The sequence below is a fragment of the Bacillus sp. SG-1 genome (assembly GCF_000181495.1).
Lineage (GTDB): Bacteria > Bacillota > Bacilli > Bacillales > Bacillaceae_B > Rossellomorea.
Genome location: NZ_ABCF01000002.1, coordinates 130,205 through 156,559, shown reverse-complemented (window position 1 = coordinate 156,559; position 26,355 = coordinate 130,205). Strand labels below are relative to the sequence as shown.

General features: G+C 40.4%; 30 protein-coding genes. 24 read left to right on the top strand and 6 right to left on the bottom strand.

Annotation, left to right across the window (positions count from 1 at the left end; translation table 11 throughout):
• Positions 1-5: 5 nt before the first annotated feature.
• A complete protein-coding gene (locus tag BSG1_RS04500; RefSeq protein WP_006835705.1) occupies positions 6-773 on the bottom strand; it encodes a SurA N-terminal domain-containing protein in 768 nt (255 codons plus the stop codon).
• A 182-nt stretch (positions 774-955) separates the two neighbouring features.
• On the opposite strand from BSG1_RS04500, the gene BSG1_RS04495 reads away from it, so the two are divergent.
• The gene (locus tag BSG1_RS04495) at positions 956-1,393 is read left to right on the top strand and encodes a Dps family protein (protein WP_006835704.1); all 438 of its coding nucleotides are present in this window, start codon (positions 956-958) and stop codon (positions 1,391-1,393) included.
• Positions 1,394-1,436: 43 nt separating this feature from the next.
• Here BSG1_RS04495 and BSG1_RS04490 read toward each other — a convergent pair whose 3' ends face one another.
• Positions 1,437-1,706 carry a YpbS family protein gene (locus tag BSG1_RS04490; protein WP_006835703.1) on the bottom strand — a complete coding sequence of 90 codons (270 nt, stop codon included), beginning with the start codon at positions 1,704-1,706 and terminating at the stop codon, positions 1,437-1,439.
• 221 nt (positions 1,707-1,927) lie between these two features.
• On the opposite strand from BSG1_RS04490, the gene BSG1_RS04485 reads away from it, so the two are divergent.
• The 8 genes from BSG1_RS04485 (at position 1,928) to BSG1_RS04455 (ending at position 10,737) form a co-directional block, all read left to right on the top strand.
• The gene (locus tag BSG1_RS04485; RefSeq protein WP_006835702.1) at positions 1,928-2,485 is read left to right on the top strand and encodes a VanZ family protein; all 558 of its coding nucleotides are present in this window, start codon (positions 1,928-1,930) and stop codon (positions 2,483-2,485) included.
• An 86-nt stretch (positions 2,486-2,571) separates the two neighbouring features.
• Positions 2,572-2,805 carry a hypothetical protein gene (locus BSG1_RS04480; RefSeq protein ID WP_006835701.1) on the top strand — a complete coding sequence of 78 codons (234 nt, stop codon included), beginning with the start codon at positions 2,572-2,574 and terminating at the stop codon, positions 2,803-2,805.
• Positions 2,806-4,632: 1,827 nt separating this feature from the next.
• Positions 4,633-5,208: a GNAT family N-acetyltransferase gene (locus BSG1_RS04475; RefSeq protein WP_006835700.1), complete on the top strand. Its 576-nt coding sequence runs from the start codon at positions 4,633-4,635 to the stop codon at positions 5,206-5,208.
• Positions 5,209-5,297: 89 nt separating this feature from the next.
• Positions 5,298-5,432: a hypothetical protein gene (locus BSG1_RS21515; RefSeq protein ID WP_006835699.1), complete on the top strand. Its 135-nt coding sequence runs from the start codon at positions 5,298-5,300 to the stop codon at positions 5,430-5,432.
• Positions 5,433-5,522: 90 nt separating this feature from the next.
• On the top strand, positions 5,523-5,705 hold the full coding sequence (locus BSG1_RS04470; protein ID WP_044022389.1) for an H-type small acid-soluble spore protein: 183 nt from the start codon (positions 5,523-5,525) through the stop codon (positions 5,703-5,705).
• A 423-nt stretch (positions 5,706-6,128) separates the two neighbouring features.
• On the top strand, positions 6,129-6,551 hold the full coding sequence (gene gsiB / locus BSG1_RS04465) for a glucose starvation-inducible protein GsiB (protein ID WP_006835697.1): 423 nt from the start codon (positions 6,129-6,131) through the stop codon (positions 6,549-6,551).
• A 208-nt stretch (positions 6,552-6,759) separates the two neighbouring features.
• Positions 6,760-8,463 carry a gamma-glutamyltransferase gene (gene ggt, locus BSG1_RS04460; protein ID WP_006835696.1) on the top strand — a complete coding sequence of 568 codons (1,704 nt, stop codon included), beginning with the start codon at positions 6,760-6,762 and terminating at the stop codon, positions 8,461-8,463.
• Positions 8,464-9,438: 975 nt separating this feature from the next.
• Positions 9,439-10,737, top strand: coding sequence for a Glu/Leu/Phe/Val family dehydrogenase (locus BSG1_RS04455; protein ID WP_044022411.1), 1,299 nt, complete (start codon positions 9,439-9,441; stop codon positions 10,735-10,737).
• A gap of 41 nt (positions 10,738-10,778) precedes the next feature.
• On the opposite strand, the gene BSG1_RS04450 is transcribed toward BSG1_RS04455, so the two are convergent.
• Entirely contained in the window at positions 10,779-11,609 is an 831-nt protein-coding gene (locus tag BSG1_RS04450; RefSeq protein WP_044022388.1) for a hypothetical protein, read from the bottom strand.
• A 225-nt stretch (positions 11,610-11,834) separates the two neighbouring features.
• On the opposite strand from BSG1_RS04450, the gene BSG1_RS04445 reads away from it, so the two are divergent.
• The 6 genes from BSG1_RS04445 (at position 11,835) to BSG1_RS04420 (ending at position 17,121) form a co-directional block, all read left to right on the top strand.
• Positions 11,835-12,479: a class I SAM-dependent methyltransferase gene (locus BSG1_RS04445; RefSeq protein ID WP_044022387.1), complete on the top strand. Its 645-nt coding sequence runs from the start codon at positions 11,835-11,837 to the stop codon at positions 12,477-12,479.
• A gap of 93 nt (positions 12,480-12,572) precedes the next feature.
• Positions 12,573-13,034, top strand: coding sequence for an S-ribosylhomocysteine lyase (locus tag BSG1_RS04440; RefSeq protein ID WP_198008184.1), 462 nt, complete (start codon positions 12,573-12,575; stop codon positions 13,032-13,034).
• Between the two features lie 15 nt (positions 13,035-13,049).
• A complete protein-coding gene (locus BSG1_RS04435) occupies positions 13,050-13,967 on the top strand; it encodes a PLP-dependent cysteine synthase family protein (RefSeq protein WP_044022386.1) in 918 nt (305 codons plus the stop codon).
• Between the two features lie 4 nt (positions 13,968-13,971).
• The gene (locus BSG1_RS04430; RefSeq protein ID WP_006835689.1) at positions 13,972-15,108 is read left to right on the top strand and encodes a bifunctional cystathionine gamma-lyase/homocysteine desulfhydrase; all 1,137 of its coding nucleotides are present in this window, start codon (positions 13,972-13,974) and stop codon (positions 15,106-15,108) included.
• A gap of 352 nt (positions 15,109-15,460) precedes the next feature.
• Positions 15,461-16,414 carry an ElyC/SanA/YdcF family protein gene (locus BSG1_RS20110; RefSeq protein ID WP_198008181.1) on the top strand — a complete coding sequence of 318 codons (954 nt, stop codon included), beginning with the start codon at positions 15,461-15,463 and terminating at the stop codon, positions 16,412-16,414.
• A 179-nt stretch (positions 16,415-16,593) separates the two neighbouring features.
• Positions 16,594-17,121 (top strand): GNAT family N-acetyltransferase, encoded by a 528-nt coding sequence (locus tag BSG1_RS04420; RefSeq protein ID WP_006835687.1) that lies wholly within the window; start codon positions 16,594-16,596, stop codon positions 17,119-17,121.
• A 371-nt stretch (positions 17,122-17,492) separates the two neighbouring features.
• Here BSG1_RS04420 and BSG1_RS04410 read toward each other — a convergent pair whose 3' ends face one another.
• The 3 genes from BSG1_RS04410 to BSG1_RS04400 form a co-directional block, all read right to left on the bottom strand.
• Positions 17,493-18,002, bottom strand: a complete 510-nt coding sequence (locus BSG1_RS04410) for a hypothetical protein (RefSeq protein ID WP_006835685.1) — start codon at positions 18,000-18,002, stop codon at positions 17,493-17,495.
• A gap of 130 nt (positions 18,003-18,132) precedes the next feature.
• Positions 18,133-19,023 carry a VanW family protein gene (locus tag BSG1_RS04405; protein WP_006835683.1) on the bottom strand — a complete coding sequence of 297 codons (891 nt, stop codon included), beginning with the start codon at positions 19,021-19,023 and terminating at the stop codon, positions 18,133-18,135.
• Between the two features lie 19 nt (positions 19,024-19,042).
• A complete protein-coding gene (locus tag BSG1_RS04400; RefSeq protein WP_006835682.1) occupies positions 19,043-19,861 on the bottom strand; it encodes a hypothetical protein in 819 nt (272 codons plus the stop codon).
• A 252-nt stretch (positions 19,862-20,113) separates the two neighbouring features.
• Between BSG1_RS04400 and BSG1_RS04395 the strand changes: the two genes are divergently transcribed.
• The 9 genes from BSG1_RS04395 (at position 20,114) to BSG1_RS04365 (ending at position 26,350) form a co-directional block, all read left to right on the top strand.
• Positions 20,114-21,097: a ring-cleaving dioxygenase gene (locus BSG1_RS04395; protein WP_006835681.1), complete on the top strand. Its 984-nt coding sequence runs from the start codon at positions 20,114-20,116 to the stop codon at positions 21,095-21,097.
• A 13-nt stretch (positions 21,098-21,110) separates the two neighbouring features.
• Positions 21,111-21,722: an alpha/beta hydrolase gene (locus BSG1_RS04390; protein WP_006835680.1), complete on the top strand. Its 612-nt coding sequence runs from the start codon at positions 21,111-21,113 to the stop codon at positions 21,720-21,722.
• Between the two features lie 514 nt (positions 21,723-22,236).
• Complete coding sequence (locus tag BSG1_RS04385; protein WP_006835679.1) at positions 22,237-22,476, top strand: hypothetical protein; 240 nt, start codon at positions 22,237-22,239, stop codon at positions 22,474-22,476.
• 308 nt (positions 22,477-22,784) lie between these two features.
• Positions 22,785-23,078: a hypothetical protein gene (locus BSG1_RS19710; RefSeq protein WP_006835677.1), complete on the top strand. Its 294-nt coding sequence runs from the start codon at positions 22,785-22,787 to the stop codon at positions 23,076-23,078.
• A 56-nt stretch (positions 23,079-23,134) separates the two neighbouring features.
• Positions 23,135-24,034 (top strand): EamA family transporter, encoded by a 900-nt coding sequence (locus tag BSG1_RS04375; RefSeq protein ID WP_044022408.1) that lies wholly within the window; start codon positions 23,135-23,137, stop codon positions 24,032-24,034.
• 123 nt (positions 24,035-24,157) lie between these two features.
• Positions 24,158-24,292 (top strand): DIP1984 family protein, encoded by a 135-nt coding sequence (locus BSG1_RS21290; RefSeq protein ID WP_006835675.1) that lies wholly within the window; start codon positions 24,158-24,160, stop codon positions 24,290-24,292.
• A 268-nt stretch (positions 24,293-24,560) separates the two neighbouring features.
• A complete protein-coding gene (locus tag BSG1_RS21625) occupies positions 24,561-24,692 on the top strand; it encodes a DIP1984 family protein (RefSeq protein WP_006835671.1) in 132 nt (43 codons plus the stop codon).
• A 259-nt stretch (positions 24,693-24,951) separates the two neighbouring features.
• A complete protein-coding gene (locus BSG1_RS04370) occupies positions 24,952-25,497 on the top strand; it encodes a GNAT family N-acetyltransferase (protein ID WP_006835670.1) in 546 nt (181 codons plus the stop codon).
• Between the two features lie 16 nt (positions 25,498-25,513).
• Complete coding sequence (locus BSG1_RS04365) at positions 25,514-26,350, top strand: DUF2785 domain-containing protein (protein WP_006835669.1); 837 nt, start codon at positions 25,514-25,516, stop codon at positions 26,348-26,350.
• Positions 26,351-26,355 lie beyond the last annotated feature (5 nt).

Sequence of the window (26,355 nt, the reverse complement as noted above, 5' to 3'; positions counted from 1 at the left end):
AATGCTTATATTTTAATTTCAATCGAAGCATTTTCTTTTAATTCCTGTACCTTTGCAGCTAAGACTTCTTGAGTCTTTTGTCTTTCCAATTCTTGTTTGATTTGATCTTTTACTTCTTCATACTCAGGAATTTGAGATTCCGATTCTTCTGAGCCGCTGCTTTGTTCGGCGTATTGGTCGTAATACGCTTTAACATCCTCGTCTTTTACTTCTTCGATAGTCAGTTCTTTTTCGACAAACGCTGTATATTTGATATTATTGGCAACTTCAGTTTTTAGCTGGTCGATTGTAAGCCCATTAGTTTTCAAAATTTCTTCAAATTGAGCTTCATCTTCATAATTGGCTTTCAACGTATCGATTTCCTTTTGAATTTCCTCATCAGTAGCCTCGTAACCTTTTTTATCCGCTTCTTGTAGAAGAAGGGTCTGGCCGATCAGGCTGTCGATCGTGCTTTCCTTAAGTTGTGTTGCAAGTTCTTCGGAAGTGGGATCCTGTCCCATTTGCTGATATTGTAATTGCGTCTGAGTGAGGAGCGTATTGTATGCTTCTCCTTTGATATCTTCATCATTCACAACTGCAACAGTCTTTTCTGCCTCAACATGCTGCTTTTCCAACTTCTTCTGCATCTCTTCCAATTCTGCTGTTTGTTCCGTCTGTTCTTGGTTAGTATTCTCGGTTTCCGCTTCTTTGCTGTTTTCTCCATTGTCTCCGCAAGCAGCCAAACCTATTGAGATCATGCCCGCAAGCATGGCTAATTTCCATTTGCTATTCATTTGAAAACCCTCTTTCGTCTAAAAATGAGGTATTTTTTAGTCTCTCTTATCCTTAGATAATCCAGAAGACAATTTAAAAATTACCTAGTGGCAAGTGTATATCATTTGTGAATAAAAGGAAAGCTAAAACAGCTGATTTAATAAGATTGAAATATAAATTATAGAAAGGGGAAAGTCACTCTATGGCCAACGGACTTACAGTAATGCTGAATAATCAACTTTCAAATTGGAATATCCTATACACAAAACTGCATAACTACCACTGGTATGTTACAGGGAACGATTTCTTTACTCTTCATGAAAAATTCGAGGAATACTATACGGAAGCCGGCCAATACATAGATGATATTGCCGAGAGGATTCTCACATTAAAAGGAAAGCCTGTTGCTACGTTGAAGAAATACTTGGAAACGGCAACAATTGAAGAAGCTTCATGCCAGGAAAATGCCAAAGAAATGGTGGAAGTCCTGATAAAAGATTTTGAACAAATCATCAAGGAATCCAAAAAGCTGATTGAAACAGCAGAAGATCTTCATGATCAGCCAACCGCTGATATGTTCATTGGAATTAAATCCTCATTGGAACAACATGTTTGGATGTTAAATGCTTATAATGCATAAGAAATACCCCGGACCTGATGAGGCCGGGGTATTTCTTATGTTCTTACTTGTTTTTCCCAGACAATGAAGCACAATAGTCTTTGACCATTTCAACTGTCACGTATTTCCGTTCGGGAACGATTCCCAGTCTTGCCTCATCATTGATTCTCTTGGTCACTTCATTTATTTTATCTGTCGAAAAGCTTTCGCCTTTAAGGCAGAGGTTTACGGCTTCATCGATATAATATTCCCTTTGCTGATCAAGTTGAAGGAATTCTTTTGCTATCGCATTTTGCTTCTTAGAATGCTCTGTGATGGCTTTATGTACACTCATTTCATTTCACTCCTGTCAGAAGTTCTTATAGACCCCTTATTATTATGCTCATTTATTTATCCTATCGCAACTGATTAAAATAAAAAAGCTTTTTCCACGAAGTTTAACTTGATTCAAAGCATATTTTCAATGAAAATAGTAATCGACACTTATAAAAGTAAGAATAATAATGTAGTATTTTAATAGAATTCAACAGTATCAAGTGAGAAAGTAGGCTGAAAATGATACAGCTCTGGAGACAGTTCAGTTGGGTTATCCCTATCTTGGCATTATTGACCGCCGCCTTGGTGACCGCCGTTTATATATGGAAGAATTACAAAGGAAAAGGAGAAGTAAAATGGTCGGATTTAATCCCGGTACTATTTACACTCATTTCAACTGGAGGAATCTTTCTAATAACACTCTCTCCGCTGGTGCCGGGAGTTGCACTCGAAGGCAATACCAATTTCCAGCCTTTTGATAACTTAAGACTGAACTTAATTTACCGAAATCACCTTGAGGTACCAATCAGAAATTTATTGGCGAACATCGTGTTGTTTATTCCGTTTGCCTTTTTTTATGCCTGGTGGATCGGAAGCCGAAAATGGGTTTTGTTAAAAACTACTTTAGCAGGAAGTATTCTTTCTATAATGGTGGAAATGATCCAATTTTCTCTTCCTCTTGGCAGGTCGACCGATATCGATGATTGGATGATGAATACATGTGGAGCCTTGTTAGGAGGATTACTTTTCAAACTATCTATCAAGATCTATAGGCTGTATAAAAGAAATAAAGGTTAATGATTTTCGTCAGAATCGGGATTAGCTCCACATTATTAAGGGAATTAGACTAAATATAAACCCTGTATTAATGAGGAGGTTATCTTTTGAGTCATTCTCATGAAAAATCGGAATCACAAAAAGCAAATGAAAAGCTGAACCAGGAATTCTATAGTGAAGAGAATTCAAGCATTGAGGAAACCTCAACAGAGAAAGCAAACCAGAAGATAAAGGATCGTTTAGAAAACGGGGAACCTTCAAAAGGGGTTAATCCAGATCACTATTTAGCCAATAATGGAAATTCCCTTGTCTTGAAAGGTAAGGACAAAAAAAAGTCGTAGAGCATGGTGTTCATGTTTTTAGACCGTAGATAAACCCCATTCAACCTTTTAAGTTGAATGGGGTTTATTAGTTTTTGAAGTAAATATTCTTGTATATCAGAGTGGACAGGGGACTCGCTAAGTCCGGTTTCTCAATCTTTTTAAGATTCATGTCTGTAATTTCAATTTACTTAAGCGTTTGTTCCATGTCGGACTATATGCAGCTGCAATATAATATTTACCTGTCTTTCGTCAAGATAAATGAATCATAACCAATACCTGGTCAACCTACATTACTAAGAGGTAATGAAGAGGGTCGACTAGTAAATCAATCGTTACAATATAACTGACTATATTCCAAAATGTTCTACACTCTTTAAGGGACATAGAGTTGATCGGAGCGGAAGGTGTACGTCTTTCTGCGGGAGCAGCAGGACGTCTAGTTTCAGAGCCCGAGGTTACGTACGTTGTTTACTCCCTTTTCGACCCAACATCTCTTCATAAATTCAATCTCCTTGGGTCGTTTACACCTTTTTCGACCCAACATCACTCCAAAATTTCAATCTCCTTGGGTCGTTTACTCCTTTTTCGACCCAACATCACTCCAAAATTTCAATCTCATTGGATCGTTTACTCCCTTTTCGACCCAACATCACTCCAAAATTTCAATCTCATTGGATCGTTTACTCCCTTTTCGACCCAACATCACTCTAAAGTTTCAATCTCATTGGGTCGTTTACTCCTTGTTCGATCCAACATATCTTCATAAATTCAATCTCATTAGGTCGTTTACTCCCTTTTCGACCCAACATCTCTCTATAGTTTCAATCTCATTAGGTCGTTTACTCTCTTTTCGACCCAACATCTCTTCATAAATTCAATCTCATTGGATCGTTTACTCCCTTTTCGACCCAACATCTCTCTAAAGTTTCAATCTCATTGGGTCGTTTACTCTCTTTTCGACCCAACATCTCTTCATAAATTCAATCTCATTGGGTCGTTTACTCCCTTTTCGACCTAACATCTCTCCAAAATTTCAATCTCACTGTGTCGTTTACTCCCTTTTCGACCCAACATCTCTCTAAAGTTTCAATCTCATTGGGTCGTTTACTCCTTGTTCGACCCAACATCTCTTCATAAATTCAATCTCATTGGATCGTTTACTCCCTTTTCGACCCAACATCTCTCTAAAGTTTCAATCTCATTGGGTCGTTTACTCCTTGTTCGACCCAACATCTCTTCATAAATTCAATCTCATGGGGGCGTTTACTCCTTGTTCGACCCAACATCTCTTCATAAATTCAATCTCATTAGGTCGTTTACTCTCTTTTCGACCCAACATCTCTCTAAAGTTTCAATCTCATTGGGTCGTTTACTCCCTTTTCGACCTAACATCTCTCCAAAATTTCAATCTCACTGTGTCGTTTACTCTCTTTTCGACCCAACATCTCTTCATAAATTCAATCTCATTGGGTCGTTTACTCCTTTTTCGACCCAACATCACTCCAAAATTTCCATCTCATTGGGTCGTTTACTCCCTTTTCGACCCAACATCACTCCAAAATTGCAATCTTATTGGGTCGTTTACTCCCTTTTCGACCCAACATCTCTTCATAAATTCAATCTCACTGTGTCGTTTACTCCTTTTTCGATCCAACATCTCTCTAAATTTTCAATCTCATTGGGTCGTTTACTCCCTTTTCGCATCTATATCTTTCCCAAGGGGAGATTATGGTGTTCCTGTTCTTTTTTTATGGAAAATTGCTTTCGTCGACAAATTCCAACACACAGACCTCACACATCTTTATTATGATAGTCTTTATATTGCTTATAAAGAGAGGGATACATATGTCATTTCCTGAGTTAGAGACTGCACGGTTAAAATTAGTTGAAATCACATTAGAGCGGAAAGAGCGGTATTTCGAAATAATGTCTCTTGAATCTGTAACAAGGTATTACGGGATGGAAAGCCTTGAAAGAATTGAGCAGGCTGAAGATATTATTAAATCGTTCAGAACGGGCTTTGAAAACAAGAGGTCAATGAGATGGGGAATCGTTATAAAGGATACCGGTGCATTTATCGGAACTGTTGGCCTGAATAACATGCAAATTGGCAATAAAAAAGCTGAAATCGGTTTTGAAATTCATCCAGATTATTGGAGCTGTGGTTATACATCTGAAGCAGCTCAAGCTGTTATTAGATATGCTTTTGAAGAATTGCATCTCTTCAGAATGGGAGCAGTCACTTTTTTGGAAAATAAAGCTTCTATCGGCCTTTTGGAGAAAATGGGCTTTATAAAGGAAGGAATATTAAGAGGGTTCATTTATCAAAATGGAGTTTCCAATGATACCAATGTATTTTCCTTGCTGCATCCTGAATGGAAAAGTCGACTGAAGGCCAAAGAGACTGCTGCCACCAATTAAGGAATTATTCTTTTGGGCATATTTCCTAGATTCGGTAGGAAACGGAAGCCTTTTCTGTTTAAATAGTAAAAGGAATAGGAGGAGAAAGAATGAATAAAAAGCGTATCAGTGTTATTTCCATAATGTTTATTATTGCAATCCTGCTTGGATGTCATTCCGAAAAACACCTGTCACCTGAAGTGGAATTGGGAGAAACGATGATCATTCATAATAACAATGGTTGACCTCCAGTCCTATTACTGTTCAGCAGAATATGAATAAATTTCATGAATTCAGGCAAACTATGTCCATCCTTAAGAATGGAGGTAGTCCCAATGGAAGTTAATAGAGTCAAACAAATACTGGCTTCTTCGGCAGATATCAATGTGACCTATCAAGGAGCAGCGGTATGGATAGATGAACTGCTTGAAGATGAAAAACTGGCGAAAGTTCACTTAAGAGGACCGCTTGAAGAACGGACTCAGGTTGCGATTGGAGATTTAATAGAAGAATCGTAAAAAAGCACCCAATTCAGGGTGTTTTTTTTGTTTGGTGTAAAGTATACAGGTATTGACAAAGTTTAAAAGGCCACATCTATATATCGAGTTAATTTCTTAAGTAATAATGTTTTAATAAAAGCGATAACTGCCATTAACAAATTACTGTAAAAATAATATTACAACACTAATTAAGAAAATGAACATAAAATTATAAACCACTAGAAGTAGAAGGCTTTATACCATAAATCAATTATAAATAGAACTACAGGAATGTTACAAAAACATTAAAATGGATTATTAGTGTTTAATAGATTGAGTACGTGGAAGAATAAGAACAAAGGTTAAGATAAAAAGCTAAAACAAATTGACACCTAAGAAAACAGCTAGAGTAAAATCATCTAAGATTAAGAAATCTATTTCATTAATTAGGAGGAATTTATAATGGCTAAAAACAACAATCAAAACAACAATGGTAAAATGAGTTTAGAAGAAGCAGGTCGTAAAGGCGGCAAAACAACTGCACAAAATCACGATAAGGAATTCTATCAGGAGATTGGCGAAAAAGGCGGAGAAGCAACGTCTAAAAACCATGATAAAGAATTCTATCAAGAGATCGGTGAAAAAGGCGGAGAAGCAACGTCTAATAACCATGATAAAGAATTCTATCAGGAAATTGGTAAAAAGGGTGGAGAAGCAACATCCGAAAACCATGACAAAGAATTCTATCAAGAGATCGGTGAAAAAGGCGGAGAAGCAACGTCTAATAACCATGATAAGGAATTCTATCAGGAAATTGGTGAAAAGGGCGGAGAATCCCGCAGCCGACAAAACAACAACAATAACAGCAGTAACAACAATAAATAAAGTCAGCTGAAAACTGTCTTTAACAAAACAAAGAAGCTTGCACTGATTCAGTGCAAGCTTCTTTGTTTCTTAGCCCCAACTTTCTATCTGAATGGTTTAAACCCTTTTGAATAAAGGGTAACGGTATTACTGAATCCAAAATGGCATACTCAATAGCAAGGAAGCGATTATTAAAGCGGGAACCAATGGATTAAGCAGGAGGGATAATATGGACGTAAGAGACATCTTGAATCACCAAAAATTTGAACGCAATGACGATCAATATAAAGCCGTTGGAGATTATGGTATGACAGCTAGCGCAACCAAGGAAGCCAGCGACATCGGGGCGGAAGTACTCAGAAATGGGGGGACAGCCGCTGATGCAATTGTGGCTATGCAGTTTGCCTTGGCTGTATCTGAACCTTTTAACACTGGCGTAGGAGCTAGCGGATTTATCATGTATCATCATAAATCCTCCGGGGAAACAAAAGTCTTCAATGGTCACTCCAAAGCGCCTGAAAGCGCTCACCCTGAACTTTGTTATGATGATAGTGGAGAATTGATACCATTTGTGGAAAGGACCATGAATGAAAGTTTTGTTGGAATCCCAGGTATTATGAAGGCTCTGGACACTATTAATAAAACATACGGTACTAAGGAATTGGGAGAGCTCATTGACCCTTCGATTGACTTGGCTGAAAATGGAATCGAGGTGAATTTCCTGTGGGATATGGCCCTAAAGCTATATGGAAGCAGGGTTGGAGATTCATCCAGGGAGTTCTTTTTCCCTAAAGGTGTTCCCCTCGTAGAGGGCGACCTTGTGAGAAACGAAGCACTCGCAAAGACCTTTCGTATTTTTAAGGAGGAAGGGATAGACGCCCTTTATAAAGGAAGAATTGGTCAGGCGATTGTAGACAGGCTGCAATCTCATAACGGCCATATGTCAATGAGTGACCTTGAAAATTATGAGTGTCAAATACAGGAACCAGTCATCAGGAACTATAGGGGATTTGATGTGGCGGTCCCTGCTCCTCCAAATGGTGGTGGAACAAATCTCCTGCAGATATTAAAGATTATTGAGCAATTTGATTTAAGTGGATATGATGCATCTTCCTGGGAGAAATATTTTATCCTGTCTGAAGCGATGCGTCTCGTATTCTCGGATAAACTTGCATACATGAGTGACCCTGACTTTCATAATATACCGATAAATGGCTTGCTGGACCCTGAGTATATTACTGAGAGGGCAAAATTCATTGATTTTAACGGAAGAAATCCGGATATTGATTTCGGGAACCCATGGAAATATGATACAAGCGGCATGACTCCCGGGGCTGCTTCACAAAAAAGGACAGAAGGCGGTGAAACGACTCACTTTACTGCTGTAGACAGATGGGGTAATGTTGCTGCCTGTACTTCCTCGCTGGAACATTACTTCGGGGCTGGGATAATGATTGAGGAGTACGGCTTTCTTCTAAACAATGATCTGACGGACTTTAAGGTTGAAAAGAACCACATTAACGAAATGCGGGGAGGTAAATATCCGGTCAGCGCGAAGTGCCCGACGATTATTTTAAAAGATGGGGAGCCTTTCATAACACTCGGTTCGCCGGGAGGCCCAACGATTGTCTCATCTGTAGCTCATGTAATTTTAAATGTCCTCGACTTTAAAATGGATTTGAAAGAAGCGATCGAACATCCTCGTATATATAACAGTACCGCACCTGAAGTCTGGGTGGAGGATGATTTCGAAGATGGAGTCAAAGAAAAGCTGAAAAGTCTGGGTATAGAGATCCTCGATGACTCCATGCCGATAGGAAATGTCCAGGCGATCATGATTGATAGCGAAAACAATAGACTATACGGAGCTGCAGATTCAACCCGTCCCGGTAAAGCATCAGGGGTTTGGAAAGATGAAGCAGAAAAACCTTAAACAAGGCTGCGATTTGCAGTCTTGTTTTTGATTTTTAATATTCGTTTGTTGCTCAAGAATGAATATTAGGTGTAAGTCAATTAATTTTTGGTTGTTAGTTAATGATGTTAGTTATCGGGATTAACAAGCAAAATTTTTTTCTTTTCACAAACTGTATTATCTTGATCTTGATCCTGCTCATTTAGTTTTTGAATAGTTGGTCTAGAAACTTATAGAATCGTTAGGTTTTTTAGTTCTAAAAACTCGAGTTTTAATGAATATAGGAACACTGTTGATAGAAGCGGAAGTTGTGCGACCTCCTGCGGGATTAGCGGGACGTCTAGTTACAGCGCACGAGGGGACTGGAACGGACTTAGCGAAATAAGTCATCAAGATCATTTCCTCACAGAGTCAATAGAGCGACGTTGAAATAAATCGGCTTCTGGATTTTTTTCTGTCTTAAGCTTTGTTACGTGCAAAGCGCACTTTTGGAAATGGGAAATGATCATCGAATCGCTAACGCTCTTCGTGATTCCTTTATCTCATGCGAGAGCCCTACAATCTGTACGTAGCTGAACGGCCGCTACCGCTTTTTAGTTCACCGCCCGCCCCGCGGAGTCGCGCGCCTGAATCGGAAATCTGGGAACACCATTCTTTAAAAACAACATTATTTTTTAATAGAGCTTAACCTAATTAGTTTTGAAGGTGAAAAGGTTCCTGCTGCATTTATCAAAAGTTAGTTGATGTTTTTGATTATAAATGCTCTCGGCCACTATTTAATAGTTCCTTACCAATTGGAAGCGTTTATCGAAAAGTCTAAGGGGTATTTGAAAAAATGAGAGAGTACGGGTATATCTAAAACTTATGAATGGAGGGAATGTAATGAGAAAACCCGATCCAGCAAAGGATATTAAAATGGATGAAAAGCCAAAAGTGACGAATAAAGAGCCGCAAAATGTCGTACAAGATGAGCCTGCAGCGGAAGTGAAAAACGAAATGCCTGTAAAAGAACAGAAAAACGGAGAAGAAATCACTAATCCTTACCAAATAGCACAGCAATTGATTAAAAGGGCAGCAGAATCTCTTGATTTGCCTGAAGGTGTCTATAACATCTTAAAGAAGCCAAAAAGAGTAATGAAAGTTTCCATCCCGGTACGCAGAGACAATGGCGAATATGTTAATTTTACAGGAATACGCTCACAGCATATCGATATCCTTGGACCGACAAAAGGGGGAATACGGTTTCACCCGGAGGTCAGTGAGGATGAAGTAAAGGCTCTTTCCATGTGGATGTCATTGAAATCTGCACTTGTAGGTCTGCCGTTTGGAGGCGGAAAAGGCGGAGTCATTGTAAATCCAAAAGACCTTTCTGAAAGAGAACTTGAAGAATTAAGCAGAGGCTATATCAGGGAACTTGAGCCAATTATTGGGCCCGAAAAAGATGTGCCTGCTCCTGATGTGAATACAAACGGACAAATTATGGGATGGATGCTGGATGAATTTGACCGTTTGCGAGGAAAGGATGTTTCAGGTTTTATTACAGGGAAGCCTGTTATCATCGGTGGATCAGAAGGCCGGATTGAAGCGACCGGAAGGGGAGTCGTCATCAACATCATGGAAGCTGCGAAGCGTTTAGGACTTGAAATGGGTAAGCTCTCAGCTGTAGTACAAGGCTTCGGAAATGTCGGTTCCATCACAGCTAAACTTCTCCATGAGCAAGGCGTAAAAGTCATGGCTGTAACAGATGCAGGAGGAGGAGCTTATCAGCCAAATGGACTGGATATCGTAGCGCTTATTGATTACGTGAACGAACATGGAACCGTAAAGGGGTTTGAGGGCAGCCAGGACATTACAAATGAAGAATTGTTTGCTGCTGATTGTGATATCCTTGTGCCTGCTGCACTTGAGAATCAAATTACAGAAGAGACTGCGCCAACGATTAAAGCAAAAATTGTTGCTGAAGCGGCAAACGGTCCAACTACACCTCAAGGTAATGAAATAATGGAGGAAAAAGGCATTTTTATTATTCCGGATATCCTGTGTAATTCCGGGGGTGTCACTGTTTCCTACTTTGAGTGGGTACAAAATGCTATGCATTATTTCTGGAAAGAAGAGGAAGTCAACGAAAAATTGAAGGAAAAAATGGAAAATGCTTTTGACAGTGTATACCGAATGAAAATGGAAAAAAATGCTTCGATGAGGGAGTCGGCTTATCTCGTTGGAGTAGGACGCCTGGCAGAAGCTATGAAGGCAAGAGGCTGGATAAAGAATTGGTCTATGCCCATTGAATGTTAAATAAACGAACTAAAGAAGGCTGATTCAACGAATATGTTGGGTCAGTCTTCTTGTTTTTTAAAAATAAAGGACTTTAGAAACGGGGAAAGAACAATCATAAAAATACTTTGAAGTATAAGTTGTATGAAAGTAATCTTGCTGTTGATAATTTTCACAAGCGAAAGAAGGTAGTTTATCGTCAACATAATGATGAAAGTCAGGATCTTAATTGATTTTGTATTCTTAATGGCGGGAAGCAGAGCTGCACCCGAAAAAATGAACATATACAATGGGGAAATCAAAAAATGTTCCTTCCATGTGTGAACCCTCCCTAAGCCGATCTTTTGTTTCTTGAATATATCCAAAATAAAGGCAAGTGTTTTTGTCACTACGCCAACTGATAAATATGTGGAAAGCCACATTACCCATTGTTTTTTTAGTTGGAGTCTGCTGTCCCAGAAATCACTGCACACGAAATAAATAGGCAGCAGCAGACTGGTATAGAAGGGCTTCCACCAGTATAGTTTGTAAATTTTCCTTTTAAGGAAGTAATACTCAATACCATGAAAATAAAAAATGAAGAAAAACTTCCACCCCCACCCAAGTCGAAATATAGAAAGGAAGGTTGCTGTTACAGGTACATAGACTGATTGGGAAAGTAAAGCTCCTATGGCATTATCAAGCTGCCGTGTTTTTAAGATTTTTGGACGATATCGATAAGAGCGAAACACATTAAAAACAAAGTACTCAAAGATATAGGCAAAACTGATATTTGATAACAGAAGAGTCATTGTCCGCCGTTCAGGTTTTTTTATAAGTGTAAAGAGTAAAAGGGAAACATGCAGCATAGATAACAATAGATACGGCAACGAATTTTTATTAATACGTTTCAAGGCTTTTAAATACCCCCTTTCTAAATGAAGTTGATAAGCTCACAGAGATCAGTTCCTTTATATACTTTGATGGATATAACGATGCTATGCCCCAAGTCCAAATATTTTTTAGATTTTTGGGTATTTGCGGATTTATTTTTCAGAAATGTTATGTTATTATTAAAAACAACAGTAAATCCAAGTATTCTTATCGGGTTTATTAGAAAAAGAACAAGGGTGATAAAAATGAGTCGTGAATTTGTTGATTTATTCAATAATTGGGCCCAAACCTATGATCAAACAGTTTCCGAAGATGGAGATATCGAATATAGAGAGGTTTTCGAGAGTTACGATGAGATCCTTCAATCAGTCGTGGAAGACACCAAAGGGCCGAATGTTTTGGAGTTTGGTGTAGGAACGGGTAACCTCACAAGAAAACTAATAAATCGTGGATACAATGTATTTGGAATAGAGCCCTCAGTAGAAATGCTGAAAATCGGTCAATTAAAAGTCCCGGAAGCGAAAATTAAAGACGGAGATTTCCTGAACTTTCAGGTGCCTGATGTACAAATCACATCGATAGTCAGTTCTTATGCATTTCATCACCTTACAGATAGTGAAAAAGAAATGGCGATTGAAAAATACAGTAGTATTCTCCCTCAAGGGGGAGTCATTGTATTTGCCGACACTGTTTTCAAAGACAAAGCTGCCAGAAGAACGATTATGGAACAGGCCATTGCCTCTTACTACAATAATCTAGTTGATGATTTAAACAGTGAGCACTATACCTACTTGGGAATCTTGAAGGGGATATGTGAAAAGCATGGCTTTACCGTTGAATTTATTCAGAAAAATAAGTATGTTTGGATTATGACAGCCACGAAAAAGTAACTGAATAATCTGGAATGGCGGGGGGAGTGAATTCAAGTACCTGTTCACTGCTTCGGCCATTCACAAAATAAAAATAGAAAGCGGGAGATGGATATGCCGAAAATGAATGTAGAAAGTTTCAATTTGGACCATACAAAGGTAAAAGCGCCTTACGTACGGTTGGTTGGTATCACTGAAGGGCAAAGCGGAGATAAGATTTACAAATATGATTTCCGTATAAAACAGCCAAACAAGGAATACATGAATATGCCTGCATTGCACTCCCTTGAACATATGATGGCTGAATTCAGCAGAAATCATCACGACCGAATTGTAGATATTGGTCCAATGGGATGCCAAACTGGGTTCTATATTACAATTCTTAATGACGAAAGCTATGAAACTGTTTTGGATGTTATAGAAAAAACTTTGAAAGATGTATTGGAAGCAACGGAAGTTCCGGCATGCAATGAAGTACAATGCGGATTTGCAGCTAGTCACAGTTTTGAAGGGGCAAAAGAACTTGCTAGAGATATGCTAGCTAAAAAAGATGAGTGGACAGAAGTATTCGCATAATAAGGGGAGCTTTACTTGAATTACGTCAAAAATGTACAAGAACTAATCGGACATACGCCATTAGTTGAACTCACCAGAATGGGAATTCCTGAGGGTGTCAGGTTATTTGCGAAGCTGGAATACTTTAACCCGGGAGGCAGCATTAAGGACCGTTTAGGCGTCAAACTGATTGCGAGTGCTGAACAGTCAGGTGCTCTTCAAGCTGGCGGAACAATTATAGAGCCGACAGCCGGAAATACTGGGATAGGCATTGCTCTTGCTGCAGTTGGAAAAGGCTATAAAGTGATATTTGTGGTCCCTGAAAAGTTCAGCGTGGAAAAACAAACACTCATGCGAGCGTTGGGAGCGGAAGTGGTTAATACACCAACAGAACTGGGGATGAAGGGCGCTATCCAAAAAGCGAAAGAACTAAGTCAAGAAATTGAAGGTTCATACTGTCCGCAGCAATTTGACAACCCTTCCAATCCGGAGACATACTTTGAAACACTTGGTCCGGAAATTTACAGTGCCTTGAATGGGAAAGTGGATGTATTTGTTGCTGGAGGAGGAACAGGCGGCACCTTTATGGGAACAGCGAGATACCTTAAAGAGAAGAACCCATCCGTAAAGACGGTCATCGTCGAACCGGAAGGATCCATTCTGAATGGCGGGGAATCAGGCCCTCATAAAACAGAAGGGATCGGGATGGAATTTCTTCCATCCTATATGGATACAAACTACTTTGATGAAATTTATACAATTAGAGATGCAGATGCATTTAGAGCTTTAAAAGAACTTGCTCTTAAGGAAGGCCTGCTTGTGGCCAGTTCATCAGGTGCAGCTTTTGTAGCGGCATTGGAGGAAGCGAAAAAAGCTGAAAAAGGAACGAACATTGTGACCATTTTTCCGGACAGCAGTGAACGTTACTTAAGTCAAGGAATTTACGAGGAGTGAAATAATGAGAAGAAAAACGAGATTAATTCATGGTGGAATTACAGGGGATGAACAAACAGGTGCGGTTTCAGTTCCAATTTATCAAGTCAGCACCTATAAGCAGGATGGTGTTGGGCAGCATAGAGGTTTTGAGTATTCCCGTACAGGAAATCCAACACGGCATGCACTTGAAAGCTTGATTGCAGATATTGAGGGAGGTCACGCAGGGTTTGCTTTCGGCTCGGGGATGGGGGCGATTACTTCACTTTTGATGCTCTTTAAATCGGGCGATCACATCATTTTCACTGATGATGTTTATGGCGGTACATACCGTCTGATTTCAAAAGTGATGAATCGTTTCGATCTATCCGTTTCATTCGTGGACACTTCAGATACAGACAAAATAAAACAGGCAATTCAGCCGAACACGAAGGCAATTTATATTGAAACACCGACGAATCCTCTCTTGAAAATTACAGATTTGGAAGCTGTGTCCGTTATCGCGAAAGAAAATGACTTACTGTTTATCGTAGATAATACGTTCAGTACACCATACTGGCAAAACCCGATTGAACAGGGAGCGAATATAGTACTTCATAGTGCTACAAAATACCTTGGCGGCCACAGCGATGTAGTAGCTGGTTTGGTTGTGGTGGATTCAGCGCAGCTTGCAGAAGATGTACACTTTGTCCAAAATTCTGCAGGTGCCATCCTTGGACCGCAGGATTCCTGGCTGTTAATGAGGGGAATAAAAACGCTCGGAATCAGAATGGAAGAAATAGAATCCAACACAAAACGTTTTGTGGATTTCCTTCAGCATAATCCGAAGGTCAGCTCCATTTACTATCCAGGCCTTGAATCACATACTGGCAGTGAGGTGCACAGGAAGCAGGCGCGCGGAGCAGGCGGGATGATTTCCTTTGACGTCGGAAGCGAAGAGAATGCAGAAAAGTTACTGACGAATGTTCGCTATTTCACGTTAGCAGAAAGTCTTGGGGCTGTTGAAAGCTTAATCTCAGTTCCTGCTAAAATGACACATGCATCCATTCCGGCAGAAAGAAGAGCGGAGTTAGGGATAACTGATGGATTAGTGCGTGTGTCCATCGGATTGGAAGATATAGAAGACCTTATAGAAGACGTTGAGCGTGCATTGGAGAAATAAATAAGTGTGAAAAAAAAGCGGGTGCATGCACTCGCTTTTTTTATGTGAATTTTTGCTAAGTTTCTTTAATTTTGTATAGGAGCTCTGAAATCAATCAGTAATGATTTTGAAACACCTGTTGATTGTAGCGGAAGGTTTGCGACTCCTGCGGGAAAAGCGAGACGTCTTGTTCCGGCGCCTGAGATCACGCGTACCCACTGGATAGTAACCCGCGGAGTCACGCACCTGCAGCGGAAACTCAGCATCAGTATGCATGTTAATGCATTATATATAAGTTTTGTTAATGATTAATATTAAAGTAGTTGAAAAACATGAAAAAGCATGTAAAATAATGAATGAAGGAGGTGGGAGGATGATATACAGAATGAAGAAATACGAAATCATCCCGGATAAGCTGGACTTGTTCAACGAATTTTTTAAAGAATACTTGCTGCCAAACCAGATGAAGCATGGATCAACACTTGTTGGGAGATGGGTTGACCTAGCCAATACAAAGGTTACAGCTATATGGCAGTATGAAAGTATGGAACAATATGAAGAAATTGAAAGAAAAATCCGCCTGACAGAACTGCATGAACAAGCAAAAAAACGCAAAAAAGAGATTGATCCATTATTTGTTGATTCTACACAAGAATTTTGGAAGATGACAGGAGCTTATCATATGAAGGAGAACGGAATAATGAAACCAATTATATCAAAAGAACCTAATATCCCGAACTTCACCGAACGAAAAATACAGGATTTAACCGATATTGTTTTTGGTGAGAAAAGAGAAGTGAAAAACTGTGATGCGTTGTTTGTTTTCAGTGGTACACATCCTGGACACTGGGAGAAAGCCATCGAAGCTTTTAGAAAAGGGTTTTGCGGAAAAATCATCGTTACGGGCGGTAAGAGTTTGACGGGGACTCCCCATGCGGATTGGCCGGATGAGTCAGCTAAAGAAGCGGATGTGATTGTATCTCATCTAGCGGAGGCAGGTATACCGAAAGACAAGATAGTATATGAAAACCGCTCAACAAACTCTTTGGAGAATGTTCTATATGCAAAAGAAAGTTTTGATTTTTCGGGAATTCATAAACTAATGTACATATGTAAAAGTCATGCTGCTGGAAGACAAGAAAGAACGTTAAGGAAACATTTGGGGGAGTGGGTGGAATATGTTCCGTTTCCCTTTGATGCGGAGTACCAGGGAATTAAGGTAAACAGGTATACGTGGAGTGAAACAGAAACAGGGCGAAAAAGAGTTTGGGGAGAGTTTTTAAGAATTTTAACCTATGGAGAAAGAGGAGATATCATTCCTCTATAATCAATCTTTTATATAGTCTCATTTCTTAGACTTAGTTGCTATTCAATATGTATTTCAGTAAATATATGTTTAGCCAGGGGGAAATCCGGTCCTAGGGATTTTCCGATAGCAGCAATTTATTCAAAGGTTGACTGTTCTGTGGTAATATAGTGTCAATTTACCACGCAGGAGGTAAGGTCATGGGTAATAAAGTCACCCTCGTTAAGCCGACAATCAATTTGAAAAAACAGTATCTTGAATTTTATCAAGAATGGAAAGACAGTGGGGAGGATATGGTCCCGTGGGTGATTGAAAAGGATCCCTCCGACTTTCAGGCAATGCTTTCATTCATTGAAAACAATTCAAAAGGAGTTAACCTCCCTGCAGGATGGGTGCCGGATTCGACATATTGGTTGGTTGATGCCGGGCAGAATGTAGTTGGAGCCGTTAATATAAGGCACTCTTTAACTGAGGCGCTCCTGAACGCAGGAGGGCATATCGGATATGGTATCCGTCCATCAGCCAGAAGAAAAGGTTTTGCCACTAAGATATTGGCTTTGTCATTAGAAAAAACGAAAGAACTCGGTATCGACAGAGTGCTGGTCGTATGTGATAAAGGAAACATCGGGTCGGAAAAGACCATAATAAAAAATGGCGGAAAACCAGACGAAGATTTTATCGAAGAGAATGGGAATGTCATTAAAAGATATTGGATTCAGAATACGTAAAGGTAACGCTCTGTTAGTTGTTAGTGCTAAAAGAAGATAAATTATAAAGCTTCAAAGATTTTACCCTGTTTGATTGGAGCGGAAGGCGTGCGACCTCCTGCGGGACTAGCGGGACGTCCAGTTGCAGCACTCAGCCCCTCGGGGTCAAATAACCCTCATCGAATAAAAGGAAAGATCACCTTTTTTTCGATGAGGAACATTTGCCTGTCGGGGCTGAACGGGGCGCTTCCACTTTTTATACAGGCGCAGCCGAGGAGGCTCACCGCCCGCCCCGCGGAGTCGCTCGCCTGCAGCGATTATGGTTATGAAATCTCTTTAACAGAGCGAAAGGTAAAGGTAAAGGTAAAGAAGGCCGCTTAAGCGGCCTTCTTTTATTTCACTTCTAAAACGATTGAACCTCTTTCGGTGCCATCGTACCCCACGTCAATTCTCCACTGGCCTTCATCAGGAAATGTAATTGTTAGAGGGGAAGTTTGGTTGTTCATTGTGACAGTGATCGGGTCAATGGTATTGCCATCCTCGGAAACGCCGGTTAAAACTGCATTTGCCCCATCCCGGCTACCTGGAATAAAGATTTCTGTTTCAAACGGGCTCTCTGCAAATGGGAATGATTCATGAAGTATTGCGGGTCCGTTTTTGTTACCGACATAGAGTTGTGAATCCTTTTGGAAAATTGGACTGGTGTACCATTGAGCTTTCGAAAGGCCGTAATAATGACCTGCAATGATAGTGAATGAGAGCAGTAATAAGACGATTTGGGTCCACCAGAAGTGTGAAGGCTTATTAAAACTGTTCAAAAGTTCTGATTCGGGTGCAAACCATTTGGCCAATAAAAAAACGAGGTTAATTAAGAGTACGGCAAAGCCTATATAAAGTAACATTCTTCCTCCTTAGTATTTAGACTATTCTAAATTATATTATGAACAGTATAGCATATGAGCAGGAAACTAAAAAAGCAGTGCATGTAGACACTGCTCAATTGGCTGAGGCCAGAACTGTTAATATCCAGCATTAATTTCCCGCCTGGTATTGCCATACGCTCGGCACATTTTTTCGGTTATAGTCAATGTCTTCGGAGGAAAAGACCATAATAATCATTTGGCCGCCCACAACTCTTGAGCGGATCAAAAGCGGCTGGTTATGCTGATTTTTAAAAGTGAAGTCAGGACCATACCAACTGACGGTTGCATCCCTTTTTGGAGGAACATATGGGACTCTTCTGCTGTGGGAATAACGCTCCATTATCTTAACGCCTGCACGGTCAACTGCATTAAAAAGAGTGGAAGAAACCTGGCAGATGCCTCCTCCAACACCTTCAGAAAGTTCCCCTTTCACAATGACCGGTGCAGGCAGATAACCCTTCGAAACCGTCCGCTTGCCCACCACCCGGTTAAAAGAAAATGTTTCACCAGGAAAGACGACGTAATTATTTATTGCTTGGGAAGCAAGCTTGATATTGTGAACTCTATCTTTATTTCTGCTGTTAAAGTACGTAACATAATGGCTGATTCTCTTACGGTTTATCTTTTCAAGGAGTTCGCTGTCTACTTTGGGATACACTGTCTTAAATGGTATATCCAGAGTAACCGGCTTATTTTTATAAAATGCGCTATAAAATAAAGATTTGAACTTTTCTTTATCGACGATTTTCCCGTTATGTTCACTGATGATTTGGTTGTTGTCATCAAGTTTAGCATTGATTGGCTGCCGGGACAGATGCTGATTTAAGTCAGATATTAAAGCATCCAGTTGCTGCTGGTTGATAATATATTCAGGAAAAGGCATAGTTTCATACTCAGATCTATTTATGGAGGCAATTGTTTTACCTTCATGAACTAATTCCAGTTGTATGGGTGCAGTATTCATTTGGACCGCTATTAAGAATGAAAGTAAAAATTTCATCTGTATCTCCTCCGGTTAATTATTTCAGCAGTTTCCATAATGGACTTCCGTCTACTTTCCAGGCGGAGTCAGGAGAGGTTTTAACAACTGTAAAGGTTATCTCTGCTTTTAAAGGACCGCTGTCTTTTATATAAAGTTGCAGGTCTGCGTTTACTTCTTTTATAAAAGGACCGGTATCCTTATCGGAGGAGGTGGTCTTCCATCTGAGTGCTTCTATTTTGTCTAAAGAGTTCAGATTGGCTTTCTTTTCCGTAATTGTTTTTCTTACAAGGCCCGGGTCATTATTTTTTACTCCAGCCAGAAAGGCATCGACCAAGGGCTGAGGCTGAAGTTCGTTCAGAAAAGAGTCCAGGTTGCCGCCTGCTTTTAGAATCATCAGGTGGTGGGATAGATCGGGAGAATCGGTTTTATGTGTTGTGCTTCCCTTGTAGTGAATGCAGAAATGACCGGGAAAACCGTTTTGTAAAGCTCCAGCTCCATGCGGCATCCCGTGCATGGAACCTGCAATGAGAAGGTTATCCGAGTAAACCAATACGGCTCTGCGCTTCCAGCTCCAGCTTCCTCCATAAATCTCTTTCATGATTTTCGTATCCTTATGTGTCAGAGGTTGAACGTCTGCATGACTGCTGCCTGCCCGCCTCTGCACCTTAAACCGTTTTCCGGTTTCCACATCAATGACTGTGAACTTTGATTTGCGTGGTAACCTGTCGGCAACCTCTTCCCAGGGGGTCATATCAATATGGTATTCAAGGATGAAGGCTGTTTTCCCTGAGGTTTTCTGCGTATGCAGCCCAAAAAATAACGAGAAGGTAAAAAGAATGAAGGCTATTTTCCTCAATGTATCTCAACTCCATAGATCATGAATTATCCTTATTCTGTGCGGGAACCTTTCTAAGAATAGCTTCAAATAAATGGAATATATAGGACTTTACCCCTTTAAAGCACTAAGAGGGACTGTCCCTCTTAGTGCTTTAAAGGGGTAAAGTGAAAATACTTCAATGTCAATTATTTTTAATTTGAGATATTTCGCGTTAAAATTATATATAGGTCATAATAAAAGAAGATATTTATCATTTGAGGAGGGGTTTGCATGGAATTAAAACCATTGAAAGGGCAGCACCATGTTTCAGCGATTACAGCGAATGCAAAGGAAAACTATAAATTCTACACTAAGGTATTAGGGATGAGGCTTGTTAAGAAGACAGTCAATCAGGATGATACGTCTGTTTATCATCTGTTTTATGCGGACGAAAGAGGAAATCCCGGCACGGATCTGACGTTTTTTGAAATTCCAAATGCCGGACGGACATATAAGGGAACGAATAGTATTTCGACTACCTCTTTACGAGTTCCGTCTGATGAAGCCCTTAACTATTGGGTTAAGCGATTGGAGTCAGAAGGAGTAGAACATGATGGAATTTCGACTGAAAGCGGAAGAGCAACGCTTTCATTCAGAGATTTTGAAGGCCAGCGTCTGATGTTTGTCTCTGATGAAAACAACCACGGAGTAGAGGGCGGAAAGCCTTGGAGCAAGAGCACGGTACCCGAGGAATATGCGATCAGAGGGCTGGGTCCTGTCCAGCTAACAGTGGCCAAAAGAGAAAATACGGAAAAGATTTTGACTGACTTAATGGGTTACCGCAGAAAAGGAAGTTATACCACAACAATTGATGGAAACTCGTACGAGGTTAATGTTCTGGAAACGGGAGAGGGCGGTACAGGCGCAGAGGTTCATATTCTTGAACGTCCAGACCTTCCGATTGAGAGACCGGGACGCGGAAGTGTTCATCATGTAGCCTACAGAGTGGAAAATGAAGAAGAGTTGAAAAAGTGGGTGGAGGTGCTGAAAGACCTTCGAATTCCAAGTTCAGGTTTCGTGGAAAGATACTACTTCCGTTCCTTATACTTCAGGGAAGCAAACGGGATCTTATTTGAACTTGCTACGGACGGACCAGGTTTTGAAGGTGACGAGGATTTCGAACATCTTGGTGAAAGCCTTGCGCTGCCGCCATACTTTGAAAACCAGCGTGATCAAATCGAAGCTCGGCTGAAACCGCTTGAGACGAAAGAATAAGGGGGAATAGAAGATGCAGCATATTTTTAAACAAGGCAATAAAGAGAACGGTCCAACGCTGCTGTTATTGCATGGTACCGGAGGAAATGAGCGTAATTTACTTCCCCTTGCTGAAATGATTGCACCCGGCTATTCAGTGCTGGGTGTCAGAGGAAATGTTTCTGAACATGGGATGCCGCGTTTTTTCCGAAGGTTGGCTGAAGGTGTATTCGATGAGGAAGATCTTGTTTTCAGGACGAAGGAATTGAAAAAATTCATTGATGAGTCTGCGGAGAAATATGGTTTTGACCGCAATAACGTGCTGGCAATCGGATATTCAAATGGTGCCAATATTGCCGCCAGCATGATGTATCATTATAACGATGCCGTTCAAGGTGCTATCCTGTTCCATGCCATGGTACCACTGCGTAGTGTCGATATGGCTGATTTAAGCGGGACTCCAGTCTTCCTCGGTGCAGGAGAGAATGATCCGCTGATTCCTGCTCAGGAAACGAAGGAACTTGCTGATGCCTTAAGAAGCTCAAACGCCGATGTTACGGAATATTGGACAAGAGGCGGCCATCAGTTGACAAGAGAGGAAATTGAACAGGCTGCAGATTGGTTTAAGGAAAAATATCAGAATTGATTTAGTAGCAGGGCAACCATTTAGGTTGTCCTGTTTTTATTTCACCAATAACAAATTTAGAGTAATAACGCATAGTTAATATCATTTCTTGGTGGAAAGGTTTATAAATATAGCCTAAAAGTAAAATAGAGGATTAACATTGAGATTTTAATGGCATCTTTCAGGGGTTGCACTCTTGGCCGCTTGAAGATAGGAAGGCGTTGGTTCGTCTGATGATATCTCTGCTTTGGTTGGGTATGAGACAGGCTGGGGCGAGGCCATATGATTGTTCATGAGACACCCTAATCTTGAAAATCAGAGAAAATAGGTCTTTTAAAGCGATTAATACTTCAAATCACAGTACACTTCTACGCTAATAAAAAGTACCATTACCATATCCACAGAAACCGGGAGAGCTAAAGGGAGCTCCAGCTTCTCTTCAAAATAGTAAAATAGTGAAAATTATCTAACCGCTCAAAAGAAAAATATGGTATTTTTAGGTTATTATACAATTTTTTCTATATAAGGTGTAGTTATGCATAAGTATAGAAGAAGGAACACTCCCGCCTTTACTTTTTTTGCAAGGGTAGCTTTATTCGGGGGCGGTCTATACAATGAAACCAGTTTGGAGTTAAACGAGAAAGAATATTATCTTGCGGTCGGTTCCATCGTTACACAAAAAGTAACTCGTGATAATGCTGAAGGTAATGAGATCCTGGTCGAACAACAACAAAGCCGAAACAGCAACACCAGCGGAACAGGAGGCAATTTATAAACCCTAGCTAAATACTAGGTGAATGAGCGGTAAGCCGATAAAAAAGCGCAGCGGTCCTTCAACTGCGCTTTTTTATGAGGAGGTAAATCTTATGGTCAAGGATATCATTATTGAACAAAAGAGGAGGGTAGCGGATTGGGCTCAGCCCTTCAAACAGCTGCCTGACGATTTATGGTTCCAGCCGTTTAAAGAAAGATCGTGAGGAACCGCGGAGGTAATATCCCATTTTATTTTTTGGGACCGGTTCGTCATCGATAACCGATTAAAACCGTATCTCCAAAACGAAGGGTTTCTTGAAGAGGAAGTTGATGTTCAAAAAGGTTAATGAAAGCGCTGCTGAATATGTACGGAAGGGGTCTAAATCCCGTCTTATAGATGAATTTATCAGTGTCAGGGAAGAACTTATCGGGTACATTGGGATGATGTCGGATGCTTCCTTTTTTCAAAAAATACCGGGGAAATCAACATCCTGGGAGCTCTATTTTAAAGGACTGATTTACCATGACAGCACGCATCAGAATGAAATTGATGCCCATCTTAAAAGGCTGTTAGAGGAAGAGCGTTCCGAACCGGGACCCAAAGTTATCAAGTGCTTGCCATAATTAACCCGAAAGATGAATATATTGATTTGAACTTGCTGACAGGATGTGAGATCGGGTTGAAATGGAAATACCTTTTAGCTGTATTTATCGGAGCATGCTCATATGGAGTGCTATCCACCGTTGTTAAATTATCATATCTGGATGGTGTCAAAAAAAACGAGTTGATAGTTGCCCAATTCTTCGCAGGGTGGCTGATGATAACCCTAATTTATTTATTTAAAAATAACCGCCCAAAGATAAGTTTAAGGAAAAAGGTTCTATTAATGGTGGGAGGTATCCCTTCCGGATTAGTAGGGGTTTATTATTATACTTCTTTGGAAACGGTGGAGGCCTCCTTTGCTATCATCCTTTTATTTCAGTTCGTATGGATGGGAATCGGGATTGACAGTATTTTTACAAGGAGGCTGCCTGATAAAAAAACAACAGGGTCCATCATCATTCTCCTGCTGGGGACAGTATTGAGCAGTGGCATATCTTTACAAGGTGCGATTGATTCTGTTGACTTCAGAGGAATTGTTTTTGGTTTACTGGCGGCAGCGTGTTTCGCTCTCTTTATTTTTGCCAACGCTAGAGTAGCACCGGAGATCGGGGCAGCACAACGAAGTTTTTATATGGTGTCAGGAAGCTTCTTCATCGTTTTGCTTATTCTAATTCCGGCGGTTATGACACAAGGCATAGGAAGTCCTGGTAGTCTGTGGATTTATGGTGTCATCCTTGGATTCTTCGGCGTATTCATACCCCCGTTTTTATTTGCTTACGGAATGCCTCACATCGGTTCTGGAATAGGAAGTATCCTGGGCTCTGCAGAACTGCCTGTGACCATCCTTCTTTCTATGTTGATTCTTCATGAAATCGTGTCAGGACTTCAATGGATTGGAATTCTATTGATACTGATGGCCATTATTCTATCTAATGCCCCATATAAAATAAGACAGGCAGACCAGACGATGGGTTGAATTATACAGGCTGCTGGTGTTAATACCGCCAGCAATCTGTAAATTAAAATCTGGATTTTCAGAATTGTGTAATATATGATACTATCAATAAAAACCGGATAACCGTAATAAGGGGGGTGTAAAATGAAATTAGCAGAGGCGCTGCTGGAAAGAGCTGATTTGCAAAAGAGGCTGGCCCAAATGACTGGAAGACTTGAGCGGTCCGCTGTCATCCAAGAGGGAGAAGACCCGCCTGAAGATCCTCAGGTTTTTTGTTAAATGCTGTTTTCGTATATATTGTTGCTCTCGGAAAAATTCAAAGAGCCGGATTTTTCCCTTGGAGACAAGGGCTTTTTTCTCTGAACAAGGTGAATTAGCTCTTTTCTTCTTGTTTATCAGCTATTTTTAGTTAATTAAGTAAGTATTTTTTATAGTTCGTATTAAATAGCAACAAAGTTTACGAAAAGAGCCTTGCTTGCTTCCACAACCGATGCCTGATCAGCCAACGTCTGCAGCATCTGCCTCTTTTGCATAATCACGATACAGCATGTCAGAAATACGGAGAATTCCCACAGTCAGTGTGAGGAAGTTACAGAAAGAAATTGATGAGCTGTCAAAAGAGTATAGAATGCTAGACACCAAAATTCAGCAAGCAAACTGGTTAACAGAACTTGATTAGTAATTTACTGTAACAAGTGTAAGTCAGTGGCAGCCTGTTCATATAGCGGATGCATATAAAACATTGTCGCAGGGCTGGGAGAGAGCCCGTCGGTTCAAGTCCGATTTTACAACTTACTCTCAGCAAACTTAACCATTTATAGTGTATATATTATTTTAACTACCATGCATCGGATATGTCAGGTCAGGGCGGGAATGGGGTAAAATTTTTAAAGGTTCAAATTGAAGATAGGCAGAATTTATAGAGGGAGATTGCAGAAATGTTCATACATAAAATTGATGAAGACCTTTCATTAAAAATACCAGAGCTTAGTGATGCAGAAGAATTTTTTCAGCTAACAGATACTTCCCGCGAGTACTTACGGGAATGGCTGCCGTGGCTGGATGGTACAACTACCACAGAGGATACTAAAGGGTTTCTGAAAAATGCCTTATTGAATTATGCCCAGCAGAAAAGTTTGACCACCATAATCCTTTTCAAGGGTAAAATTGCCGGAACGGCTGGCTTTAACCGTATAGATTGGTCCAACGGTATTGCGTATATCGGATACTGGCTGGGTCATGAGTTCCAAGGAAATGGAATCATGACAAGAGTGGTTGAAGCACTGACGGACTATGCCTTCAATGAAATGAAGTTGAACAAAGTAGAAATCAGGGCAGCGTCAGAAAACCAAAAAAGCAGAAGTATACCGGAAAGACTGGGATATGTTAGGGAAGGCAGGATCAGAAGGGCAGAAAAACTTTATGATCATTTTGTAGACCATGAAGTGTACGGGATGCTTGCTGACGAATGGAAGAATAACTAGAATAGAGGAATATAGAATGGATCTTAAAGGTAAACTGCAAGAATTCAAGAACCATAGAGACTATGATGCTGTGGATAATGTACAGCTAATTCTTACAGAGATGATTGAGAATATCGGGCATCCTGACCCGGAGCTAAGAGATCAACTAATTTACACCACACTTTATCATTGGGTAGAGCGAGGCGTGCTCTCAACGGGCACCTTAAGGAACTTGTTGAAAATTGCAATAGATGAAAACCACCTTTTTTATTCTATAGGTGAGAGGGAAACGGATACGGTGTTTACCAGGAGCTTTTCTTCGCTGGCTGCTGCACTTGTGATTGAGAAAGATGCAAAATTACTGTCCCTGCCCGACAATCTTATTATGGAAGCGATTGAGAAATCGATCCAATACCTCCACGCAGAACGGGATACGCGGGGGTATGTACTAGGTAAGGGGTGGGCACACAGCATTGCTCATGGTGCAGATTTATTGACGGCCTCTATCAATCATCCCTATTTTGACGAATCTTTAATTCCGTCCTGCTTGGAAGCTATTGCAAATTGTTATGAAAAAGAAACTGTTTACATGGATGATGAGGATGAAAGGTTAATCTTTGCCATTGAGGCTCTGCTTAAGGCAGGGATGACAGAAAAACAGTTACTGCAGTGGATCAAAGGACTGAATAATACCCTGGAATTTCACTTTGAAGAAACTGGATTTTCAGTAGCTTTTTTTCGAAGGAAGAAAAACTTACTCGACTTTCTGAAGTCGCTTTATTTCCGGCTTGGCTACTTGAAAGAATACCGCACGGTACGAGAAGAGGTCAGCTCTATACTTGAGAAGTGGCATCAATCTATCTATCAACCATGAGGAGG

Bases quoted from the DNA above. Each gene is read 5' to 3' on its own strand.
- BSG1_RS04500 (WP_006835705.1), bottom strand. From the start codon at position 773: ATGAATAGCAAATGGAAATTAGCCATGCTTGCGGGCATGATCTCAATA.
- BSG1_RS04495 (WP_006835704.1), top strand. From the start codon at position 956: ATGGCCAACGGACTTACAGTAATGCTGAATAATCAACTTTCAAATTGG.
- BSG1_RS04490 (WP_006835703.1), bottom strand. From the start codon at position 1,706: ATGAGTGTACATAAAGCCATCACAGAGCATTCTAAGAAGCAAAATGCG.
- BSG1_RS04485 (WP_006835702.1), top strand. From the start codon at position 1,928: ATGATACAGCTCTGGAGACAGTTCAGTTGGGTTATCCCTATCTTGGCA.
- BSG1_RS04475 (WP_006835700.1), top strand. From the start codon at position 4,633: ATGTCATTTCCTGAGTTAGAGACTGCACGGTTAAAATTAGTTGAAATC.
- BSG1_RS21515 (WP_006835699.1), top strand. From the start codon at position 5,298: ATGAATAAAAAGCGTATCAGTGTTATTTCCATAATGTTTATTATTGCA.
- BSG1_RS04470 (WP_044022389.1), top strand. From the start codon at position 5,523: ATGGAAGTTAATAGAGTCAAACAAATACTGGCTTCTTCGGCAGATATC.
- gsiB (WP_006835697.1), top strand. From the start codon at position 6,129: ATGGCTAAAAACAACAATCAAAACAACAATGGTAAAATGAGTTTAGAA.
- ggt (WP_006835696.1), top strand. From the start codon at position 6,760: ATGGACGTAAGAGACATCTTGAATCACCAAAAATTTGAACGCAATGAC.
- BSG1_RS04455 (WP_044022411.1), top strand. From the start codon at position 9,439: ATGCCTGTAAAAGAACAGAAAAACGGAGAAGAAATCACTAATCCTTAC.
- BSG1_RS04445 (WP_044022387.1), top strand. From the start codon at position 11,835: ATGAGTCGTGAATTTGTTGATTTATTCAATAATTGGGCCCAAACCTAT.
- BSG1_RS04440 (WP_198008184.1), top strand. From the start codon at position 12,573: ATGCCGAAAATGAATGTAGAAAGTTTCAATTTGGACCATACAAAGGTA.
- BSG1_RS04430 (WP_006835689.1), top strand. From the start codon at position 13,972: ATGAGAAGAAAAACGAGATTAATTCATGGTGGAATTACAGGGGATGAA.
- BSG1_RS20110 (WP_198008181.1), top strand. From the start codon at position 15,461: ATGATATACAGAATGAAGAAATACGAAATCATCCCGGATAAGCTGGAC.
- BSG1_RS04420 (WP_006835687.1), top strand. From the start codon at position 16,594: ATGGGTAATAAAGTCACCCTCGTTAAGCCGACAATCAATTTGAAAAAA.
- BSG1_RS04410 (WP_006835685.1), bottom strand. From the start codon at position 18,002: ATGTTACTTTATATAGGCTTTGCCGTACTCTTAATTAACCTCGTTTTT.
- BSG1_RS04405 (WP_006835683.1), bottom strand. From the start codon at position 19,023: ATGAAATTTTTACTTTCATTCTTAATAGCGGTCCAAATGAATACTGCA.
- BSG1_RS04395 (WP_006835681.1), top strand. From the start codon at position 20,114: ATGGAATTAAAACCATTGAAAGGGCAGCACCATGTTTCAGCGATTACA.
- BSG1_RS04390 (WP_006835680.1), top strand. From the start codon at position 21,111: ATGCAGCATATTTTTAAACAAGGCAATAAAGAGAACGGTCCAACGCTG.
- BSG1_RS04385 (WP_006835679.1), top strand. From the start codon at position 22,237: ATGCATAAGTATAGAAGAAGGAACACTCCCGCCTTTACTTTTTTTGCA.
- BSG1_RS19710 (WP_006835677.1), top strand. From the start codon at position 22,785: ATGTTCAAAAAGGTTAATGAAAGCGCTGCTGAATATGTACGGAAGGGG.
- BSG1_RS21290 (WP_006835675.1), top strand. From the start codon at position 24,158: ATGAAATTAGCAGAGGCGCTGCTGGAAAGAGCTGATTTGCAAAAGAGG.
- BSG1_RS21625 (WP_006835671.1), top strand. From the start codon at position 24,561: ATGTCAGAAATACGGAGAATTCCCACAGTCAGTGTGAGGAAGTTACAG.
- BSG1_RS04370 (WP_006835670.1), top strand. From the start codon at position 24,952: ATGTTCATACATAAAATTGATGAAGACCTTTCATTAAAAATACCAGAG.
- BSG1_RS04365 (WP_006835669.1), top strand. From the start codon at position 25,514: ATGGATCTTAAAGGTAAACTGCAAGAATTCAAGAACCATAGAGACTAT.